The 20261-nt window shown below is 71.5% G+C and carries 16 protein-coding genes; 5 read left to right on the top strand and 11 right to left on the bottom strand.

Annotation, left to right across the window (positions count from 1 at the left end):
* Window positions 1–39: 39 nt before the first annotated feature.
* From GTY47_RS38945 to GTY47_RS38925, 5 genes are all read right to left on the bottom strand, one after another.
* On the bottom strand, window positions 40–1218 hold the full coding sequence (locus tag GTY47_RS38945; RefSeq protein WP_010041726.1) for a PQQ-binding-like beta-propeller repeat protein: 1179 nt from the start codon (window positions 1216–1218) through the stop codon (window positions 40–42).
* Between the two features lie 107 nt (window positions 1219–1325).
* On the bottom strand, window positions 1326–1934 hold the full coding sequence (locus GTY47_RS38940) for an ATP-binding protein (RefSeq protein ID WP_078602867.1): 609 nt from the start codon (window positions 1932–1934) through the stop codon (window positions 1326–1328).
* Window positions 1935–2101: 167 nt separating this feature from the next.
* A complete protein-coding gene (locus GTY47_RS38935) occupies window positions 2102–2869 on the bottom strand; it encodes an enoyl-CoA hydratase-related protein (protein WP_010041723.1) in 768 nt (255 codons plus the stop codon).
* 78 nt (window positions 2870–2947) lie between these two features.
* Complete coding sequence (locus GTY47_RS38930) at window positions 2948–4180, bottom strand: Ig-like domain-containing protein (protein WP_010041721.1); 1233 nt, start codon at window positions 4178–4180, stop codon at window positions 2948–2950.
* 159 nt (window positions 4181–4339) lie between these two features.
* The gene (locus GTY47_RS38925; protein WP_029181300.1) at window positions 4340–5584 is read right to left on the bottom strand and encodes an Ig-like domain-containing protein; all 1245 of its coding nucleotides are present in this window, start codon (window positions 5582–5584) and stop codon (window positions 4340–4342) included.
* A 186-nt stretch (window positions 5585–5770) separates the two neighbouring features.
* On the opposite strand from GTY47_RS38925, the gene glgX reads away from it, so the two are divergent.
* Complete coding sequence (glgX, locus tag GTY47_RS38920; RefSeq protein WP_010041718.1) at window positions 5771–8032, top strand: glycogen debranching protein GlgX; 2262 nt, start codon at window positions 5771–5773, stop codon at window positions 8030–8032.
* 85 nt (window positions 8033–8117) lie between these two features.
* Here glgX and GTY47_RS38915 read toward each other — a convergent pair whose 3' ends face one another.
* Together GTY47_RS38915 and GTY47_RS38910 are read right to left on the bottom strand one after the other, a co-directional pair.
* A complete protein-coding gene (locus GTY47_RS38915; RefSeq protein WP_050810262.1) occupies window positions 8118–8798 on the bottom strand; it encodes a TetR/AcrR family transcriptional regulator in 681 nt (226 codons plus the stop codon).
* Between the two features lie 104 nt (window positions 8799–8902).
* On the bottom strand, window positions 8903–12730 hold the full coding sequence (locus GTY47_RS38910; RefSeq protein ID WP_078602865.1) for a type I polyketide synthase: 3828 nt from the start codon (window positions 12728–12730) through the stop codon (window positions 8903–8905).
* Between the two features lie 257 nt (window positions 12731–12987).
* On the opposite strand from GTY47_RS38910, the gene GTY47_RS38905 reads away from it, so the two are divergent.
* Window positions 12988–13806 carry an AfsR/SARP family transcriptional regulator gene (locus tag GTY47_RS38905; RefSeq protein ID WP_010041713.1) on the top strand — a complete coding sequence of 273 codons (819 nt, stop codon included), beginning with the start codon at window positions 12988–12990 and terminating at the stop codon, window positions 13804–13806.
* A gap of 5 nt (window positions 13807–13811) precedes the next feature.
* Here the strand turns inward: GTY47_RS38905 and GTY47_RS38900 are convergent, their stop codons facing one another.
* From GTY47_RS38900 to GTY47_RS38885, 4 genes are all read right to left on the bottom strand, one after another.
* A complete protein-coding gene (locus GTY47_RS38900) occupies window positions 13812–14576 on the bottom strand; it encodes an alpha/beta fold hydrolase (RefSeq protein ID WP_010041711.1) in 765 nt (254 codons plus the stop codon).
* 79 nt (window positions 14577–14655) lie between these two features.
* Window positions 14656–15888 carry a beta-ketoacyl-[acyl-carrier-protein] synthase family protein gene (locus tag GTY47_RS38895; RefSeq protein ID WP_010041709.1) on the bottom strand — a complete coding sequence of 411 codons (1233 nt, stop codon included), beginning with the start codon at window positions 15886–15888 and terminating at the stop codon, window positions 14656–14658.
* Window positions 15888–16127: a phosphopantetheine-binding protein gene (locus GTY47_RS38890; RefSeq protein WP_010041707.1), complete on the bottom strand. Its 240-nt coding sequence runs from the start codon at window positions 16125–16127 to the stop codon at window positions 15888–15890. The genes GTY47_RS38895 and GTY47_RS38890 overlap by 1 nt, the downstream gene beginning before the upstream one ends.
* A gap of 77 nt (window positions 16128–16204) precedes the next feature.
* Entirely contained in the window at window positions 16205–17215 is a 1011-nt protein-coding gene (locus tag GTY47_RS38885) for a beta-ketoacyl-ACP synthase III (RefSeq protein ID WP_010041704.1), read from the bottom strand.
* Window positions 17216–17576: 361 nt separating this feature from the next.
* Between GTY47_RS38885 and GTY47_RS38880 the strand changes: the two genes are divergently transcribed.
* The 3 genes from GTY47_RS38880 (at window position 17577) to GTY47_RS38870 (ending at window position 20178) form a co-directional block, all read left to right on the top strand.
* Window positions 17577–18569, top strand: coding sequence for an aldo/keto reductase (locus GTY47_RS38880; RefSeq protein ID WP_029181299.1), 993 nt, complete (start codon window positions 17577–17579; stop codon window positions 18567–18569).
* Window positions 18570–18625: 56 nt separating this feature from the next.
* Window positions 18626–19324, top strand: a complete 699-nt coding sequence (locus GTY47_RS38875) for a hypothetical protein (protein WP_010041695.1) — start codon at window positions 18626–18628, stop codon at window positions 19322–19324.
* 128 nt (window positions 19325–19452) lie between these two features.
* Window positions 19453–20178: an HAD-IA family hydrolase gene (locus GTY47_RS38870; protein WP_010041691.1), complete on the top strand. Its 726-nt coding sequence runs from the start codon at window positions 19453–19455 to the stop codon at window positions 20176–20178.
* Window positions 20179–20261 lie beyond the last annotated feature (83 nt).

The raw sequence follows: 20261 nt of genomic DNA, 5'->3' as shown, positions 1-20261 counted from the left end.
CAGCGGGTGGAGACTCAAGCCGCGCTCAGTGCCACGGGCTCACCGGAAGATGCCCGTGTGGCCGAGCGAGTAGCGGCCGGGCTGCGGGTAGACCGCGAGGCCGTGCGGGCCGCTGCCGACGGGGATGCGGGCGAGCTGGGTGCCGGTGCGGGTGTCGATGGCGTACACCTCGCCGTCGTAGCGGCCGGACAGCCACAGCACCTTGCCGTCGGCGGACACACCGCCCATGTCGGGGCTGCCGCCGTCGGGCAGCTGCCACTTCCTGGTCAGCTTGCCCTGGGTGAAGTCGAAGACGGAGATCGTGCCCTCGCCGCGGTTGGACACGTACATCTCGCGCGAGTCCCGGCTGACGTACAGGCCGTGGCAGCCCTTGCCGGTGGGCATCAGGGTGGGCTCGGTGAACTTGTCGCCGTCCAGGACCCACATGCCGTGGGCCATCATGTCGGCGATGTAGAACTTCTTGCCGTCGGGCGAGACCTTCACGTCCTGCGGCATGGCGCCCTCGAACGGCAGTCGCTGCTGTCCGACGACCTTCATCTTCTCCGTGTCGACCTTGAGCAGTTCGCCGCTGAACTCGCAGGAGACGATGAAGTAGCGGCCGTCGAGGGAGAAGTCGGCGTGGTTGACGCCGTAGCAGGAGACCGGGACCGTCTTCCTGCGCTTCATGGTGTGCGGGTCGCGGAAGACCAGTTCGCGGTCGAGGGAGGCCATGACGACGGCGTACTTGCCGTTGGGCGTGAAGTAGAGGTTGTACGGGTCGTGGACCTCGACCTCCTTGCCCGCCTTGCCGGTCTTGGGGTCGATCGGGGTGAGGGTATGGCCGCGGTTGTTGTTGACCCAGAGCGTCTTCAGGTCCCAGGAGGGGACGACGTGCTGGGGCTGCCGGCCCACGGGGATCGTCTCGATGATCTCGTACGTCTTCGGGTCGATGACGGAGACCGTGTCGGACTCGGTGTTGGGGACGTAGACCCGGGACGGGAAGTCCTTGACCACGGGGGACAGTCTGTTCGGGCGGTCGGCCGCGTACACGTCCTCGGGGTCGAGGACGGGCGGCATCCCGGGCAGCCCGTCGACGGGCTTCTTCTCGCGCGGCGCGGGCACGGCGGCCTTGGTGCCGCGTGTCTCGGAGGGCCGTTCCCCGCCCTCGGTGCCGCAGGCGGCGAGGACGGCGAGGGCGACGCCCGCGACGAGGGCGCTTTTGACAAGGTGGCGGTGCATTGCACCATTTAAGGTCTGCTTCACGGGGAAACCGGTGATTCGCCCGATCGGCGGCCAGGCGAGCCGTCGCAGGTCACACCCCTCGTCGAGGCCGGCCGGGACGGTTCTCAGCGGTCGTTGACCCGCATCTCGAACCACGTGGTCTTCCCGCGGGGCAGCAGATCGACCCCCCAGCGGTCGGCCAGCTTGTCGACGAGGAACAGCCCCCGGCCACTGATGTCGAGCTCCTGGACCGGCATCAGACAGGGCAGTCCCCGGGACGGGTCACGGACCTCGACGCGCATCCAGCCGCGGCGCCGGTGCAGACGCAACCCGAAGACCCGGGCGCCGGTGTGGCGTACGGCGTTGCCCACCAGCTCGGAGACGAGTAAAACCGCTTCCTCGGTGGTCTTGGGGGGGAGTCCCCAGTGGCGCAGGACCACGACCTGGGTCAGTCGTCTGGCGGTGGCCGCGGACTCGGGGCGGGACGGCAGGGGGACCTCCGCCTCCGTCGGATTGCCGTACAACTCCAGCGCCTTCAGCGCGCGTTCGTCCTCGACGGTCGGCGACCAGCGCGCCGCGGCCGCATGTGCGTGTCCCCGCGGCTGTTCCATACCCTCCAGCCCCGCCATGCCCCCATCATGGCCGCCCGGAGCGCCCCCGGGGGCCGTTCCCGGGGAAAACACCCCCGGGAACGGGGTGCGGACCGGCGAGCCGACGGCATATGCCAAGGGCAGTTCGATATCGCCCGCAGCCCCTCTGACCTGCACTGACAGCCCGTTTCACGGCAACCGACGGAGATGCGCGACCGGGCACGCTTAAGGCTGCCTTAAGGCTGGCATAACCGCCCCAACGAGGGACCCGTATCAGACACGGCGTCAAGTGCAAGCCCTGCGCAGGAGTTTCAGAGGAACTTCGCCTTGCCCGGCCCCTCCTCCACGAAGCTGCGCATGCCGCGCTCGCGGTCCTCGGTGGCGAACAGGCCCGCGAACCAGTTCCGTTCGACCGCCAGGCCGGTGTCGATGTCCGTCTCCAGGCCCGTGTCGACCGCCTCCTTCGCGGCGCGCAGGGCGAGGGCCGGGCCCTGCGCCAGCTTCGCGGCCCAGGCGTGCGCCTGCGCGTACACCTCGTCGGCGGGCACGACCCGGTCCACCAGACCGATCTCCTTCGCCTCGTCGGCCTTCACCATCCGGCCGGTGAAGATGAGGTCCTTGGCCTTGGACGGGCCGACCAGGCGGGCCAGGCGCTGGGTGCCGCCCGCGCCGGGGATCAGGCCGAGCAGGATCTCCGGCTGGCCGAGCTTGGCGTTCTCGCCGGCGATGCGGAAGTCCGCGCACAGCGCGAGTTCGCAGCCGCCGCCGAGCGCGTAGCCGGTCACGGCCGCGACGACCGGCTTGGGGATCCGGGCCACCGCCGTGAAGGAGTCCTGGAGGGCGCGGGCGCGCAGGACCATCGCGGTGTGGTCCATCGCCTGCATCTCCTTGATGTCCGCGCCGGCGGCGAACACCTTCTCGCCGCCGTACACCACCACGGCCCGCACGTCCTCGCGGCGCGCGGCGTCCTCGGCGAGTTCCTTGAGCCGGTCCTGCGTGGCGATGTCCAGCGCGTTCATGGGCGGGCGGTCGAGACGGAGCGTGCCGACGCCTTCAGCGACTTCGAGAGAGACGGTCATAGGCAGCAGGTTAACGGGGGCTAACGGGTCGGGCCCTGGTGCGGTCCGTCACACCAGGGCCTCGTCGTCAGGCCGGGATCACTTCTTCCACTTCTCCCACGACATGTTCCAGCCGTTGAGCCCGTTGTCCGGGTCGACGATCCGGTCCTCGGAGTTCTTGACGACCACCACGTCGCCGACCATCGAGTGGTTGAAGAACCACGCGGCCGGCACCTTCTTGTCCCAGCCGCCGCGCACGTCGCGCAGGCCGATGCAGCCGTGGCTGGCGTTGTAGTTGCCGAAGGCGCCGCCCGCCCAGTAATTGCCGTGCAGGAAGGTACCGGAGGTGGTGAGGCGCACGGCGTGCGGGACGTCCTTGATGTCGTACTCGCCGCCGTAGCCGACGGTCTCGCCGTTCATCCGGGTCACCGTGAGCATCTCGCTGATGACCATCTGGCCGTTCCAGGTCTCCATGCCGGGCTTGCCGGTGGTGACCGGGATCGTCTTGATGACCTTGCCGTCGCGCATGACCTTCATCGTGAGCTTCTTGGCGTCGACGACGGAGACCTGGTTGCGGCCGATGGTGAACTCGACCTTCTTGTCCTGCTCGCCGTAGACGCCGGGGCGGCCCTCGACGCCGTCGAGGCCGAGGTCGACGGTCACCTTGGTGCCGGGCTTCCAGTACTTCTCGGGGCGGAAGTCGAGCCGGTCGTTGCCGAACCAGTGGCCCTCGACGTCCACGGCCGGCTCCGTCTTGATGCGGATGGCCTTCTCGACGTCGTCCGGGTTGGTGATGCCCCGGCTGAAGCGGATGGAGAACGGCATGCCCACGCCGACCTTGGAGCCGTCCTCGGGGGTGAAGGTGCCGATGAAGGTGTTCTTCGGCGTCAGGGTCGTGAAGCCCGCGTCCTCCGCCGCCGTGCGGCCCTCGGAGTCCTTGGCGACCGCGTGGACCGTGTACTTGGTGGCGGCGGCCAGGTGGGTGGACGGCGTCCAGGTGGCGCCGTCGCCGGATATCTCGCCGTCGACCTTCTTGCCCTTGCCGTCCTTGACCACGACCTCGGTCAGCTTGCCCTTGGCGGCGGTCACCTTCAGCGCCCCGCTGGTGTCGACGGACTTGGCGCCGTCCTTGGGCGTGATGCCGACGACGGCCTCGGACTGCTTGCTCCGCGCGGCGTCCGCGTCCTTGCCCTGACCGGCGCCCGCGCCGGAACCGGAGCCGGTCCCCCCGCCGCCGCACGCCGTGACGGCGAGCAGCAGCCCGCCCAGTATCAGTGCGAGCAGCCCCTGCCTGCCGCCAACCGACGCCCCCGATATCGGTCGCCCGTTCACGTTGTTCTCCCCTCCCAGGGCCTGGTCAGGCCCACCCCTGCGCGTCCCCCGCGCACCGGCGAATATTAACCACAAGGCGACGGGCTCCGGCGGCCTGCGATTGTCACCGTTCAGTCCCAACTTCCACGGAACGTTGAAGCAACCCGCCCCCCGGTCGGGTCACTTCACCGCGCTGCCCGCCTTCCATGCGGTCCAGCCCATGTTCCAACCTCCGAGCCCGTTGTCGGGAGCGACCTTCTTGTCGTTGCTGTTCACCACCTCCACGACGTCCCCGACGAGGCTGCGGTCGAAGAACCAGCCGGCCGGGGTGTCCGAACCGCCGCCCTTCACGTCGCGCAGCCCGACGCAGCCGTGGCTGACGTTGGTCCGTCCGAAGACGGTGCGGTGGGCCCAGTAGTTGCCGTGCAGGAAGGTGCCGGATTCGGTCAGGCGCATGGCGTGCGGGACGTCGGGGATGTCGTACTCGCCCTTGCCGTCGCGCTTCTTGAAGCCGACCGTGGCTCCGTTCATCCGGGTGACCTCGAGCATCTCGGTCACCACCATCTTGCCGTTGTACGTCGTGTTCTTGGGAGCCCCGGCCGTGACCGGCACGGTGGCGAGCACCTCGCCGTCGCGCCGCACCTCCATGGTGTGCCGGGCGGCGTCGACCACGGAGACCTGGCTGCGGCCGACGGTGAAGGAGAACGTCTTGTGCTGGAGGCCGTAGACGCCGGGCGCTCCCTCGACGTCCCGCAGGCGCAGGGCGACGGTGACCTGGGTGCCGGGTTTCCAGTACTGCTCGGGGCGGAAGTCGAGGCGGGTCCGGCCGAACCAGTGCGGGCGGATCTCGACGGCCGGGCGGGCGGTGACCCGCACCGCGCGTTCGACGGCGGCGCGGTGGGCGATCTGCCGGTTGAACTCCAGCGAGACGATCATGCCGGTGCCGACCGTGGCCCGGTTCTCCGGGCTGACGTAGCCGATGAAGCGCTCCTCCGGGACGTACGTCGTGAACGTGGTGTGCCGGGCGGAGCGGCGTCCGTCGCCGTCCACCGCCACCGCGTCGACCGTGTACTTGGCGGCCAGCGCGAGCCGCTCGTCGTCGGGCTCCCAGGTCAGTCCGTCGGCGGAGAGGTGCCCGGGCACCGGGGACTCCTGCGCGTCCTGCGAGCGGACGACCTTCACCGACTCCAGCCTGCCGTCGGGCACACGCACCCGCAGCTTCTTCCCGGGGCGCACACCCCTGCTGCCGTCGCCGGGCGAGACCCGGATGACGTCCTCGGGCGCCGGGGGCGCGCCGAACGCCCCGGCGATCCCGCCCACGTCGTCCGAGGTACAGCCGGTGGCCCCGGTCAGGAGCCCTGCCCATGTCACTACGGCGGCCAGCGCGGCCCTCGCGCGCCGCGCGCGCCCTTGTACGTGCCTCACGAGGTGCCCAACGACCGGTCGCGTCCCCGGGAAACGACCATGCCCGCCCCCGGGGAAACGTGAGTGCGACCCACGCTCTGGGCAGAACAGTGGGGAGGACGACGCGCAGGGGAGCCGCGACCCGGGCCGCAGCAGGACCGCACCCCTCTGTCCCCCGTCGTCCCACGAGCCGCGGGAGGCTGACAGGTGTCCAGCGCAGCCGAGCAGGAGGCGGTGGCCGGTCATCAGGCCACCGGGAACGGGCGCCAGGCCGCCGCCGCGCACGGCACACGGCGGGCCGCGCCGCCGCCCGCGGTGCCCGCCCGGCCGGGCGCGCCGACGCCGCTGGGCGCCCGGTTCCGGGTCGGCCCGGACGGGGTGGCCGGGACCAACTTCGCCCTGTGGGCGGGCGGGGCCGAAGGGGTCGAGCTGTGCCTCTTCGACGAGACGGGCAAGGAGTCGCGGGTCCGGCTCGCCGAGCTGACCCACGAGATCTGGCACGGCTTCGTCCCGGGCGTACTGCCCGGGCAGCGCTACGGCTACCGGGTGCACGGCCGCTGGGACCCGTGGACGGGCGCCCGCTGGAACCCGGCGAAACTGCTCCTCGACCCGTACGCCCGTGCCGTGGACGGAGACTTCAGCCTGCCGCCGGAGGTGTACGGGCACGTGCGCGACTGGCCGCAGCAGCACGTCGCCGACACCGTGCGCGACGGCCGGGACTCGGCGCCGTACGTCCCCAAGGGCGTCGTCGTCCACGATGGCGGAACCGAGGACGAATGGACGTACGACCGCCGCCCGAAGACGCCCTGGGCGGACTCGGTCATCTACGAGCTGCACGTCAAGGGCTTCACCCGGCTGCACCCGGACATACCCGAGGAGCTGCGCGGCACCTACGCCGGCCTCGCGCACCCGGCGGCGATCGAGCACCTGGTGAAGCTGGGCGTGACGGCGGTGGAGCTGCTGCCGGTGCACCAGTTCGCGCACGAGGACCATCTGCTGCGCAGAGGCCTGAGGAACTACTGGGGCTACAACTCCATCGGCTACTTCGCCCCGCACGCGGCCTACGCGGCCTCCGGGACGACCGGCCAGCAGGTCGGCGAGTTCAAGCGCATGGTGCGCGCCCTGCACGCGGCCGGGATCGAGGTCATCCTCGACGTGGTCTACAACCACACGGCGGAGGCGGGCGAGCTGGGGCCGACGCTGTCACTGAAGGGCATCGACAACCGCGGCTACTACCGCCTCCAGGACGACCCCCGCCGCTACGCCGACTACACCGGCTGCGGCAACACCCTGCACGTGGTCCAGCCGCACGTGCTGCGCCTCATCACGGACTCCTTGCGGTACTGGGTGACGGAGATGGGCGTGGACGGCTTCCGCTTCGACCTGGCGGCGGCGCTGGCCCGCTCCATGCACGACGTCGACATGCTCTCCCCGTTCCTGGCGGTCATCGCCCAGGACCCGGTGCTGCGCCGGGTGAAGCTGATCGCCGAGCCGTGGGACGTGGGGTCGGGCGGCTACCAGGTGGGGGCGTTCCCGCCGCTGTGGACGGAGTGGAACGACCGGTACCGCAACGCCGTACGGGACTTCTGGCGGCACGCGCTGCCGGACGTACGGGAGATGGGCTACCGCCTGTCCGGCTCCAGCGACCTGTACGCCTGGGGCGGCCGCAGGCCCTACGCGTCCGTCAACTTCATCACCGCGCACGACGGTTTCACCCTGCGCGACCTGGTGAGTTACTCGCACAAGCACAACGAGGCCAACGGCGAGGGCAACCGCGACGGCACGGACGACAACCGGGCCTGGAACTGCGGCGCGGAGGGCGAGACGGACGACGAGGGCGTACGGGCGCTCCGGCGGCGACAGCTCAGGAACCTGCTGACCACGCTGCTGCTGTCGACCGGTGTGCCGATGCTGGTCGCGGGCGACGAGCTGGGCCGCACGCAACGCGGCAACAACAACGCCTACTGCCAGGACAACGAGATCAGCTGGGTGGACTGGGGCCTGCTGGCGGACCCGGGCTGGAAGGCGCTGTTCGAGCTGGCCTCCCGGCTGATCGAGCTGCGCCACCGGCATCCGGTGCTCCGGCGCCGGGCCTTCTTCTCGGGCCGCGCCCAGACCGCCGACGGCCTGCGCGACCTGGCCTGGTTCACGTCCCGGGGCACCGAGATGACGGAGCAGGACTGGTACGCGCCCGCCGCCACGCTGGGCATGTACCTCTCCGGCCGGGACATCCCGGGCCGGGACGAGCGCGGCGACCAGATACTCGACGACAGCTTCCTCGCCGTCCTGCACGCGGGCGAGCAGCCGGTGAGTTTCGTGCTGCCGGGGCCGCCGTGGGCGGAGCGGTACGAGGTCGTCGTCGACACCAGTCTGGAGGAGCAGGGGGAGGCGCCGGGGGTGGAGCACCCGGCGGGGACGGAGATCACGATGCCGGCGCGGGCGGTGCTGCTGCTGCGGGTGGCGGGCTGAGGCATCGTTTCGCCGGCCGGGGCGGCGCAGCGCTTCGGCCCGCCGACCTGGCGGTCGGCGGGCCGGTCCGCGCCTGGCCGGGCCGCTACGCCTGCGACGCCGGTGCGAGCGGGGCGGCGGGAGTCGACGACGCCGGAGTGCCGCGCCCGTGCTGGGAGTACGACAGGACGCCCGTGAGGACGATCCTGAGGACCTCGCGCAGTTCGATGTGGAGCGGCACGCGCCCGCCCGGGTTCTGTGACCAGCGGTAGAGCAGCCCCAGGTAGGAATCACGCAGGATGTTGCCGACCCGCATCGGGTCGATGTCGAAGGTGACCTCCCCGCGCTGGCGCCCGGCTTCGATGATGTTGGCGAAGACCTGGCCCGCGTAGGGCTCCTCGAGGAGTGGCTGGCCGGCCTTCACCCAGGCCTGGAGCATGGCGGCGGTGATCTCCCGCTCGGACTCGTTGAACTCCGCCAGTGCCGCCATGCAGCGCTCCAGGTGCACCGTCACATCGTCGTCCCGGGACCTCATCGACTCTTCCATGCACAGCTCCAGGCGCCGCTTGCGGGCCTCGGCCCAAGCGGTGACCAGGTCTTCCTTGCGCTGGAAGTAGTTGAAGAAGGTGCCCCGGGCCACGTCGGCGTGCTCGGCGATCTGGTCGATCGTGGTGCGGTCGTAACCCTGCTCCGCGAAGAGGGTCAGGGCAGAGGTGTAGATGCGGTCCCGCACCCGCTGCTTGCTGCGCTCTCTGCGCCCGAGGGGGCGGGCAGGTTCAGAGGCCATGTGCTTCCTCGCCTTCTCACGTCGTTGTGCGGGCTCCCCCGGCCAGGAGAAAATTATACCACGGTACATCTATGAGTCATGGTCTTCGTTTTTCTGTGGTGACTTCAGGACGGGGACGCCACGGAAGCGGCGATCACGCCTATGGGTTCGCGGCCCAGCAACCGGGTGGCGGGTATGTCGACACCCGCCGTGCGGTGCAGGCGCACCCTGAGCTCGGCCGCCAGCAGGGAATCCAGTCCCAGGGTCCGCAGGGGCCTGCGCGGATCGAGCCGGGTCGCCGAGAGGCCGAGCACGGTGGCGGCCTGCTTCAGGACGTCGTCGGGTGTGGGGGCGTGCTCAGGGGTGGCGGCCGGGGGAGCCGGCACCGGGGCTTGCGCGGCGCGCGCCTCGTGGGCGGGCCCCACCGCTCGGCGACGCAGCCGTACGTCACGGAACTCCGCGATCGGACCGCCGTCCTCGCCCGTCAGCCACACGTCACAGCGCGCGTCGTCCGTACCGTCCGAGGGCGTGAAGCGGGCCACGCACCAGTGGTCCCGGCCGACTCCCGCCGCGTCCTGGACCTGGACGCGGCCGAAGGACACCGGCACGTAGCCGTCCGCCTCTCCCCCCGCGCCCGTGAAGTGCGGCCATGTGGCGAGCATGGTCAGCAGCCCGGCTTCGAGCCCGGCCGTCCCCGCGCCCGGCGAGCGGCGCATGCGAGCCACTGATTCACCTTCGGCGCACCACAGTTGCGCGACGGTGCGGAGCGCCGCGTCGACGGTGTAGCCGCGGCCCTGGGCGCGGCGGTAGAACTCCGCCGCCGGCACGTACCCGGTGCACCGGGTCAGGCCGGCGTCCAGCAGTTCCCGGCCGTGCGGTCCGGCCACCGCGCTCTGCCCGGCGGTGCGGTACCTGCCGGTCATGCACAGCTCACCGTCCCGGGTGCCGTCCACGGTGCGCAGCGTGGTGACGGTGAACACGAAACAGCCCCGCTGTGCGGCGGGCGCCAGGGACACGCGTACCGCGGCGTCGCGCGCCTGTGCCAGCTCCCAGGGCCGGGTCCCGAACTCGACGTCCTCCAGCACGCCCGCACCGCCCGGCGCGATGTCGTCCGCCGCCCGCAGGACGGCCTCTACGTAGAGCACCGGCGGTACGACGGCCGCGCCGCCCCGGGTGCGGACGCTCTCCCCCAGGTCGTCCAGGCCCAACTCGCGCAGTCCGACCTCCCGTACGTGCTCGGCCGGCGTGGCGGACGCCGCGGCGGGGGCCGGGACGGCAGCCGGTTCCCTCCTGAACTGTTCCTGGTCCCAGGCGTACGTCGGCAGCGGCACGCGGGGCGCGGTCCCCTGGAAGAAGCGGTTCCAGTCGATGCGCCCGCCGTGGGAGAAGAGCTGCCCGAGCGCCCGGGTGATGTTCTCGCCGTCGTCCTGGTGGCGCTTGAGGGTGGCGACGGCGGCCGGGGCGGCGCCCTGCTCGTCGAGGACCGCCGTGACGGACTGGACGAGCAACGGGTGCGGGCCGACCTCCAGGAACACCGTCTCCTCCTTGGCGGCCACCCGCACGGCCTCGACGAAACGCACCCGCTCGCAGAGGTTGTCCACCCAGTAGGCGGCGTCGAGTTCGGGTCCGTCGACCGGCTCGCAACGGGTGGTGGAGAACATCGCGGTACGGGCGGGCGACGGCGTGACGTGGGCGAGGGCGTCGGCCAGGTCGTCCCGCAGTTCCGTCATGTACGGGGAGTGCGACGCCACGTTGACCTTGACGGGCCGGCACGACACCCCTTCGGCCTGGAGGCGTTCGGCGACCAGGTGCAGGGCGTGCGCGTCCCCGGCGAGGACGGTGCTCCCGGGGGCGTTCTCCGCCGCGACGCACACCGCGTCCCCGTAGGGCGCCGCGGCGTCCGCCGCGCTCAGCGCGTCGAGTTCGACGGCGAGCATCGCGCCGCGCCCTGCCAGGCGCTGCATCAGGGAGCTGCGCCGGCAGATGACCGAGGCGGCGTCCTTCAGCGACAGCGCCCCGCAGACCTGGGCGGTGGCCACCTCACCCATGCTGTGTCCGATACCCAGGTCGGGTTCGACGCCCTTGGCGCGCAGGAGCGCGGCCAGCGACACCTGCACGGCCCACAGCAGGGGTTGCACCACTGCGACGTCATCGGGGAGTTCCTGCGGGGGTGTGTCCTCGCCGTCGCCGGTCAGCAGGCCGATGACCGACCACCCCAGTTCCTCCCGGACGGCCGCGTCGCATTCCGTCAGGGTCCGGCGGAACACCGCTTCACAGGCCAGCAGACGGCGGCCCATGCCGAGCCACTGGGAGCCCTGTCCGGGAAAGACGAAGGCGGTCCGGCGGTCGCCCGCGAATCCGGCGTCCGCCGTCCCTCCGTCCGGGGTCTCCTCGCCCGCGGCCAGGGCGCGCAACGCGGCGGCGAGTTCGTCGTGGGTGCGGCCGACGGCCCACAGGCGGTGGGGGTGGGCGTCACGGCGCGTCGCGGCGGTGTGGCAGATGTCGCGCAGCGTGAACGCTCGGCCCTCGGCGCCTTCCAGGAAGCCGGCGTAGCGCGCGGCGAGTCCGCTCAGGGCGGCCGGTGTGCGGGCACTGAGCAGCAGCAACTGCGGTCCTCCGGGAACGTCCGAAGCTCCGTGCGAGAGCTGCGCCGTGCGCGGCTCGGGCACGTACTCGCCGACGATCACGTGCGCGTTGGTGCCGGAGAGACCGAAGGAACTGACTCCCATGAGTGCGGCCGGGCCGCCCGGCACGAGCGAGGTGTTGCGCGTGACGCAGGCGAGGGCGGCGGCGTCCCCGGCCAGGACCGGGTGCGGCGTGCGCAGGTGCAGTGACGCGGGGATGGTGCGGTGCCGGGCGATGAGCACCGTCTTGATCAGGCCCGCGATCCCGGCGGCGGCTTCGGCGTGGCCGATGTTGGTCTTGACGGAACCGATGGGCAGCGGGCGGGACCCAGGCCGCCGTTCGTCGCCCAAGGCCGCTGCCAGGGCGCGCAGTTCGACGTCGTCCCCGACGGGGGTGCCGGTGCCGTGCGCCTCCACGTAGTCGAACTGGGCGGGGGTGATGCCCGCGCTGCGGCAGGCGGAGCGGATCATCTCGGTCTGTCCGGACACGGCGGGCTGCAGCAGCGTTCCGCTGCCCTGGCCGTCGTTGGTGACGGCGCTGCCCCGCAGCACGGCGAGGACCTGGTCGCCGTCGCGCAGCGCGTCGGGAAGCCGCTTGAGCAGCACGGCCCCCACTCCTTCGCTGCGGACGAAGCCGTCGCCCGAGGCGTCGGCGAACTTGCAGCGTCCACCGGGTGCGAGCATGCCGCCCCGGGAGTAGGTGATGGCGTCGGACGGCGAGAGCACGGCGTTGACCCCCGCGGCGACGGCCAGGTCGCTCTCCCCGGTCAGCAGGCTCTGCCGGGCCAGGTGCACCGCCACCAGGGACGAGGAGCACGCGGTGTCGACCACCAGGCTGGGCCCCCGCAGGTCGAGGGCGAAGGAGAGGCGCCCCGCGGTGATCGTCCGCAGCCGGCTGCCCGCCATGCCGTGCACGTCCTGATGCCCGTCGGACTCCGCCAGGTCTCCGTACTCGGCGGTCGCCTGGCCCACGAACACGCCGGTGCGACTGCCCGCCAGCGAGGACGGCAGGATGTGCGCGTCCTCCAGCGCCTCCCAGACGACCTGGAGGAGGACCCGCTGCTGAGGATCCATGGCCAGCGCCTCGCGCGGGGCGATTCCGAAGAAGGCGGCGTCGAAGCCGTACAGGTCATCGATGAACCCACCGTGCCGCGAGACGGTCGTGCCCGGTTCGCCCGGCCGCGCCGAGTAGTACCGCCGCACGTCGAACCGGTCCTCCGGCACGGGTGTGACGGCGTCGGTGTTGTCTTCGAGCAGGCGCCAGAAGGCACGCACCCCGCGCGCTCCCGGAAATCTGCATCCCATCCCGACGATCGCGATGTCAGGCATGCCGCCTTGCTGCACGAAGCCCCCCTCAGTTGTGCGGTGTCAGGTCCAAAAGTACACCAGAGACCAAGTTTGACTTCCAGTTGACTCTATGAACGCCAGGAAAAGGGTGGGCCACGGGTGACTTTTGACCACTCCGTGCGGCTGACGACCTGCGATTTACTCATACCGTGCGCCGCCCCCTCGAACGACACGAGTAGAAAAATGGGCTACAGTCCATTGATAAACCGCTACACAGGTTGCCTGAGCGAGGAGGACGGATGATCGCCAGAGTGCTGGGCCCCCTGCGCGTGACCATGAACGGCGTGTCGGTGGTCCCCACGGCGCTGAAGGCCAGAAAGCTCCTCGCCGTGCTCATCCTGAACCGGGGCCGCGTGGTGCAGCGAGCCGCCATCGAGCGCGAACTGTGGGGCCTCGACGTGCCCATGAGCGCCTCGACAGGCATCCAGAACTGCGTCATGCAGATCCGCAAGAGCATCGGCCGCGCCGTCGACGGCGGCCCCTCGGACCGTCTTCCCAAGGAGACGCTGATCACCGAGGCCACCGGTTACCGGCTCGAAGTCCCCGGCGAACAGTTCGACATCGTCGGCTACCACCGGCTCGTCTCGGCGGCGGGAGAGGCCGAGGCCCGGGGGGATCTGTCCGAGGCGTCGGCCCAGCTGAACAACGCCCTGAGACTGTGGCGTGACGCTCCCCTGGCCGATGTGCCGGCCGGGCCCGTGCTGCACCCGCACGTGCTACGGCTGGAGGAGGACCGCAAGGCGGTGCTGAGCCAGCGCGTCGGCCTGGACCTGCGACTGCGCCGCTACGCCGAGGTCGTCGGCGAACTGCACGCCCTCGTGGCGCTCAATCCCTACGACGAGGTGCTGCACGAGTACCTGATGCTGGCGCTGTACCTCTCCGGGCGCCGCAACGACGCGCTGGCGGCCTACCAGGGCGTGCGCGCCGCGATGACCGACGGGATCGGCCTGGAGCCCTCACACCGTCTGCGACGCCTCCAGCAGCAGATCCTGAACTCCGACGACGCCCTGGAGCACCCGTTCCTGGACGACCGCTCCCCCCATCTCGTCGGGGCGTAGCCGCGTCAACGGGCGGGCGCCCCCGGGTGAGCGGCCGTCAGGGACGCGAGGAGCTCTTCGAGCAGGACGCCCTGGCCGTACGGGGTGAAGGGGAAGAAGTGCCCGCCCTCGGCGAGCCGGCAGCGGACCGGGCCCGACGTGAAGCGGGCCCACAGCGGCAGCACGCCCGGCGCGACGAGCGGATCCTCCGTACCGGCCAGCGCGGTCACCGGCACCGTGAGGCGGAGAGGCTCCACGGTGTGCAGCGCCTCCCGCGCGAGCGCCAGGTCTTGGGCCAGGGCCTGCTGCGCGGGGCTGAGCGACGGGTCGCGCAGGGCGTCGGCGGGCAGGCGGTGGCGGGCGAAGATCCCGGCCAGTTCGGCGGCGGGGCCCGGGTGTTCCGGGCGTGGCCGGCTTCCGGCCCCGGGCTGCGAACAGCTCACGACCAGGCCGTCGCAGTGTCCGCCGGTGTGGGCGACGGCGAGTGCCAGCAGCCCGCCCAGGCTGTGCCCGTAGAAGACCGTGGGGGCGGGGGCGAGGACGCACAGCTCCCGGCGGATGCCCGTCACGGCGGCGGTCAGCGTCGTACGGGGTGCAAGGCCCGCGCGCCGCTCCCGCCCGGGCAGCGTGACGCCCACCACCTCCACCGTTTCCGGCAGACCGGCCAGGACGCTCGCGTAGCGCTGGGCTCCGGCGCCCGCGTGGGGGAAGACGACGATGCGGGCCGTGCGGTGTGCCGAGGGGCGCAGCACGTGCGTCCAGTCGTCGGAATCGTCGGAGGGGGAAGCCATGCTCATTCCTAGGTGGGTCGGGGCCGTGGGGAGCGCGCCGGCGGGGAGCGTGCTCCCGGCCCGGCGCGCTCCGTGGGGCTCAGGCCGACGTGATGACGAGCGCTGCGTTGTGGCCGCCGAATCCCAGCGACGTGCTGACGGCGACGTCCACCGGGGTGGTGCGGGGTTCGCCGCTGACCACGTCCAACTCGATGGCGGGATCCGGGTTCTTCAGATTCGCCGTCGGCGGCACCGTGCCGTGCTGCACGGCCAGCACCGTGTACGCGGCCTCGATGGCGCCCGCGGCCGCCAGCGCATGGCCGGTGACCCCCTTGGTCGACGTGACCAGGGGCGTGTCGCCCAGGACACGGCGCAGCATCCTGCCCTCGACGAGGTCGTTCATCGCGGTGGCGGTGCCGTGCGCGTTGACGTGGCGGACGTCGGAGGGGTCGGCACCCGCGTCCGCCAGGGCGGCGCGCAGGGCCCGCTCGATGCCCTCCCCGTCGGGGTGCGGGGCGGTGGCGTGGTGGGCGTCGGAGGAGGATCCGTAACCGCTGACGACGGCGCGGATCGCCGCGCCCCTGGCACGGGCGTCCGCCTCCCGCTCCAGGACCAGCACGCCGGCCGCCTCGGCGGCCACGAAACCGTCCCGTTCCGCGTCGAACGGCTTGCCGGCGTGCTCGGGCGCGTCCCCCGACTTGGACAGGGCGCCCATCTTGCACAGCCCGGCCATCACCGTCGGGGTGAGCGCGGACTCGCTGGCGCCCGCCAGCACGATGTCGCACACGCCGGAGCGCAGCAGGTCCCGGGCGATGCCGATGGCGGTCGCCCCGGACGCGCAGGCCGTGGCGGTGACCAGACTCGGCCCCCGGGCACCGCAGTCGATCGCCACATAGCCGGCGACCATGTTCGGCATGTACTTCGTCACCAGCAGGGGCGAGACCTTGCCGGCGCCGCGATCGCGCAGCGTGTCGTGCTGCTCCGCGAAGGTGGCTGCGCCGCCGAGCGAGTTGCCGAGCACCACCCCGACCCGGGTTCCATCCCAGGTCGTGGCGTCCCATCCGGCGTCGGCGACGGCCATCCGGGAGGCCACGACGGCGAGTTGGACGAAGCGCTCCAGCTGCCAGCCGGCGAAGCCGCCCAGCAGTTCGCCGGCGTCGAACCCCGGTACCCGGCAGGAAAAGTCGACCGACAGCTCGGCGAGTGCCGGGTCGCGCGTGGCGCAGGAGCGTCCCGACAGCACCCGCTCCCAGTTCTCCTCCACGCCGAGTCCGGCCGGGGTCACCAGGCCCAGACCGGTGACGGCTGTCCGTTGCGTACGACCGTCCGCCATCAGACCGCCGCTCCCTTGGCCGACAGCAGCTGGACCAGGTCGTCCAGGGTGTGCTGCTCGGTGAGTTCACCGTCCGCTATCTCGACGCCGAACTCCTTGTCCAGGACGAGGCCGAGCTCGATCAGGACCAGGGAGTCGAAGGACAGCTTGCCGAGGGTCACCTCGGACGCGATGGTCTCCGGCTTGACCTTGAACTGGTCGGAGAGAAGGACCGAGACCCGCTCCGCGATCGCCTGCATGGTGTTTCTCCTTGTGGTGCGGTGAGTGATGTAGGGGTGAAGGGACGAGGGTGGCTGTGCTGCGGCGAGGGCCGGCGTCAGGCCGCCGTGATGTCGGGCCATACGAGCGCCACCGACCCCCAGGTGAGCCCGCCGCCGAACCCGCCGAGCACGACGCGCTGGCCGGGGAGCAGTTCGCCGTCGGCCGACGCGTCGGCCAGGGCCAGCGGGATCGAGGCCGCGACGGTGTTGCCGACCCGCTCGATGTTGGCGGGGAAGCGTTCGAGAGGTACGTCGATGCGCTCGGCGACCGCTGCCAGGATCCGCGCGTTGGCCTGGTGGAGGACGACCTTGTCGATGTCCTCGACGGCCCAGCCCGCGGCGTCGGCCGTCGTCGTCACGGAGGACGCCATGTGGCGCACGGCCTCCGCGAAGACCGGGCGGCCCTCCATGGTGAAGTAGGTGGCCTCCGCGGCGGCCGGCAGGCCGGTGGAACGCTGCCGTGAACCGCCGGCCGCGACCTGGATGAGGTCGCTCTGGCCGCCGTCGCTGCCGAGGTGGAGCCCCTTCAGGGCGCCCGGCTCCGTCGCCGCGCCGGCGCGCAGGTACACCGCTCCGGCGCCGTCCCCGAAAATGGCCCTGGTCGTACGGTCGGCCGGGTTGAGGATGGTGGAGAAGGTGTCCGCCCCGATGACCAGGACGGAGCGGGCGAAGCCAGCCTGGACGAAACCGGCCGCCGTGCCCAGCGCGTAGACGAAGCCCGTGCACACGGCGGCGATGTCGAACGCGCCGACACCGCCGAGCCCCAGCCGGTCGGCGACTTCCGGCGCGGTGGCCGGGCAGGGGCGGTCCGGGGTGCTGGTGGCGACGACGACGATGTCGGCCCGTTCCTCGCCCGCGGACTTCAGGGCCCTGCGCCCGGCCTCGACGGCGAGGTCGCCGGTCGATCCGCCCGGGTCGATGACGTGCCGCCGGCGGATCCCGGTCCGGCTGCTGATCCACTCGTCCGAGGTGTCCAGGTGCCGGGCGAGGTCGTCGTTGGTGACCACCGTGGGCGGGACCCAGCTGCCCAGACCGGCGACGACCGCCGCGCGGTCCGACCCGGTCATCCGGCAGCTCCGGCACCGTGGGACGTTGTCGAGGTGCTGCTGTCAGCCACAGCCGTTGTCGCTGTCGTAGCCGTCACTGCGTCGTTCCTCCTGGCTGGTGTCGTGGTGCACCGATGCGCTGTGGCGCTCGTCGGAGTTCTCACCCTCGCAACGCGGGCTCCGCTTTCCCTCACGAGCGGCCCACGCAGGGGACACGCGCCGCTCACGTCGGCCGTGAGCGGCACATGAGTGGCGCGTAAGTACGCACTGCCAGCCTGGAATGCGTCCGGCAGCGGCCCGCCCCGCGCCGCGGTGCAGGCGGGCCGTGCTCCGGACACCCCTTCACACGACCCCGCTCACGACCGCGCACGAGGAGAACTGAGTGCAGCAACGCAGGATTGGCACGAACGGTCCGGTGGTCTCCGCCATCGGTCTCGGCTGCATGGGGATGTCGGAGTTCTACGGTCCGACCGACGAGGCCCAGAGCCTGGCGACCCTCCAGGCGGCCCTGGACAGCGGGGTCACGCTGCTCGACACCGCCGACATGTACGGCAAGGGCCACAACGAGCGCCTGGTGGGCCGGGCCGTCGCGGGCCGCCGCGACCAGGTGGTCCTCGCCACCAAGTTCGGCATCCGGCGCGACGACAGCGACCCGAGGCAGGGCCGGAACATCGACTCCAGCCCGGAGCACTGCCGGCGGGCCGTCGACGCCTCACTGCAGCGCCTGGGCGTCGACCACATCGACCTCTACTACCTCCACCGCAAGAGCCCCGACATCCCCGTCGAGGAGACCGTCGGCGCCATGGCGGAGCTGGTGCGGGCCGGCAAGGTCGGGCACCTGGGGCTTTCCGAGGTGACCGCGCAGACCCTGCGCAGGGCGCACGCCGTCCACCCCATCGCGGCCCTGCAGACCGAGTACTCGCTGTGGACCCGCGAGGTGGAGGCGGACGTCCTGCCGGTGGCGCGGGAGCTGGGCACCTCGCTCGTGGCGTACTCGCCGATCGGGCGGGGTTTCCTGACCGGTGCGATCACCCGGCCCGACGACCTGGACCCCACCGACTTCCGGCACTCGCACCCCCGCTTCCAGCAGGAGCACCTGGCGCGCAACGTCCGGATGGTGGAGCGGCTCCGCGAGCTCGCGGAGAGCTACGGCTGCAGCCCCGTCCAGCTGGCGCTGGCCTGGCTGCTGGCTCAGGGCGACGACATCGTCCCCATCCCGGGCACCCGCCGGATCGGCTACCTGCGCGAGAACGTCGCCGCCGCCGAACTGCGGCTCACGGACGAGCAACTGGCCGCCGTGTCGGCCGCGGTGCCCCACGACGTCGTCTCCGGCGAGCGCTACGACCCGGCGGGCATGGCGACCGTCGGCCACTGACTCCCTTCACTCTTCACTTTCCACTCTTCACGTTTCACCAGGCAACGAGGAATCCCATGGCAGACAAGCTCAAGCAGCTCAAGCTGGCCGCCGTCAACATCGACGGCGTCCTGCTGAACGACACGTTCAGCCCCGTCATCCACAACTTCATCGTCAGTCGTGGCGGCGAGTACACCGCCGACGTCGAGCGCAGCATCTTCTCCCAGCCGCAGCTGGTGGGCGGCCAGGGCATGGCGAACGCGGCCCGCGTTCCGTGGACCGCTCAGGAGGCGATCGACGTCTACTTCAAGGAGCGGGAGGAGTACACCCGCGAGCACCCGGTCGAGCTTCTCGACGGTGCGATCGACCTGCTGCGCCGGCTGCGCGAACTGGGACTGAAGACGGTCAGCTACGGCGGCCTCGCCAAGTCGCACTTCGACCACTTCCTGGGCGAACACGCCGACCTCTTCGACGAGCCCGGCTACGTCTGCACCAACGACTTCCGCCCCGGCCTGCGCGAGATCACCACCGAGGTCTTCGGCCTGAAGTACGACGAGGTGCTGTTCATCGACGACGTGGCCCGCGTTGCGGAGGTCGCCAAGGCCCTCGACATCCCCTTCATCGGCCACCCCAGCTCCTTCGAGCACAGCTTCCAGCCCCAGCTGATGCGCGAGACCGGTGCCCGGCACATCGTCGACTCGCTGCACTCCATCGACGAGGACCTGCTGCGCACCCTCGACGCCGAGGCCGCCGCGCACTCCGTCTGGCGCGACTGACCCCACGCGCCGCCCCGTGTGCCGGACCGGCAGCCCCCGGCCGGTCCGGCGCCGCCGGCGCCCCTCCCTCCCCCGCGCGGTCCCGGCCCTTCCGGCCGCGCCCCCTCCACCACCCCAGGAGTTACGCCTTGGACCGCGCCGCTTCCCCGCAGACCGTGCTGCTGGACTTCGACGGAGTGCTGAGCCTGAACGCGTCGAGCCTGCTGCTGCTCGCCCTGCACGAAGGCATCAACCGCCACACGGAGTTGCCGATCGAGGCGACTGTCACGCAGTTCAAGGCCATCAGCACCTTCCCCCAACGGGAGAGCCTGCGCGTGCTGTTCGCGGGCCTCGGCATCGAACAGCATCTGAACGCCGAGATCGAGGCGCTCAGGTCGCTGACCTCCGTCCGGGGCACGCCGCTGGCCCTCGGCGAGGGCGTGGAGGCGTTCTGCGCGCAACAGCGTGCGCGGGGCGTGCGGTTGCGCGTGTTCTCCACGATGGACCGCACCACCGCGCGCCGCTCGCTGCTCGACGGGCTGTTCCGGCCCGAGGACTACGTGGCGCTCGACCACGCCTCCAAGGCCGATCCGGACACCTACGCGGCGCTGCTCGCGGCCGAGGGCGAGGCGGACCCGGGGCAGTGGCTGCTGGTGGACGACTCCCCGCTCGCCCTGCGCGCGGCCAAGATCGCGGGCCTGCGCACGGTGCTGATGCGCGGCGCGGTCTTCTCGGAGGACGACGTGTCGGCGTTCGGGTCCTTCATCGACACACAGGTGACCTCGTTCGCGGAGCTCGGCGCTCTGCTCACCGCCCAGGACGCGCTCACCGCCGAGGACACCTCGCCGGCCGCGCTGCCGGTCTCCCGGCTCTGACCCCGCACCCGACCCCGTAGTCACAGGATTGATAGGTTTCGATGTCCCAGTCACTTGCTGATTCCGAGCTGTCACCACCCGGG

The organism is Streptomyces sp. SID5464 (assembly GCF_009862985.1).
Taxonomy (GTDB): domain Bacteria; phylum Actinomycetota; class Actinomycetes; order Streptomycetales; family Streptomycetaceae; genus Streptomyces; species Streptomyces chartreusis_D.
Note: the sequence above shows the minus strand (reverse complement) of the source record. Positions and strands in the feature narration are given on the sequence as shown.

What these genes read in the sequence shown, in the direction of transcription:
- GTY47_RS38945 (WP_010041726.1), bottom strand. Translation starts at nt 1,218, where the DNA reads ATGCACCGCCACCTTGTCAAAAGCGCCCTCGTCGCGGGCGTCGCCCTC.
- GTY47_RS38935 (WP_010041723.1), bottom strand. Translation starts at nt 2,869, where the DNA reads ATGACCGTCTCTCTCGAAGTCGCTGAAGGCGTCGGCACGCTCCGTCTC.
- GTY47_RS38915 (WP_050810262.1), bottom strand. Translation starts at nt 8,798, where the DNA reads ATGGCCTCTGAACCTGCCCGCCCCCTCGGGCGCAGAGAGCGCAGCAAG.
- GTY47_RS38910 (WP_078602865.1), bottom strand. Translation starts at nt 12,730, where the DNA reads ATGCCTGACATCGCGATCGTCGGGATGGGATGCAGATTTCCGGGAGCG.
- GTY47_RS38905 (WP_010041713.1), top strand. Translation starts at nt 12,988, where the DNA reads ATGATCGCCAGAGTGCTGGGCCCCCTGCGCGTGACCATGAACGGCGTG.
- GTY47_RS38900 (WP_010041711.1), bottom strand. Translation starts at nt 14,576, where the DNA reads ATGGCTTCCCCCTCCGACGATTCCGACGACTGGACGCACGTGCTGCGC.
- GTY47_RS38895 (WP_010041709.1), bottom strand. Translation starts at nt 15,888, where the DNA reads ATGGCGGACGGTCGTACGCAACGGACAGCCGTCACCGGTCTGGGCCTG.
- GTY47_RS38890 (WP_010041707.1), bottom strand. Translation starts at nt 16,127, where the DNA reads ATGCAGGCGATCGCGGAGCGGGTCTCGGTCCTTCTCTCCGACCAGTTC.
- GTY47_RS38885 (WP_010041704.1), bottom strand. Translation starts at nt 17,215, where the DNA reads ATGACCGGGTCGGACCGCGCGGCGGTCGTCGCCGGTCTGGGCAGCTGG.
- GTY47_RS38875 (WP_010041695.1), top strand. Translation starts at nt 18,626, where the DNA reads ATGGCAGACAAGCTCAAGCAGCTCAAGCTGGCCGCCGTCAACATCGAC.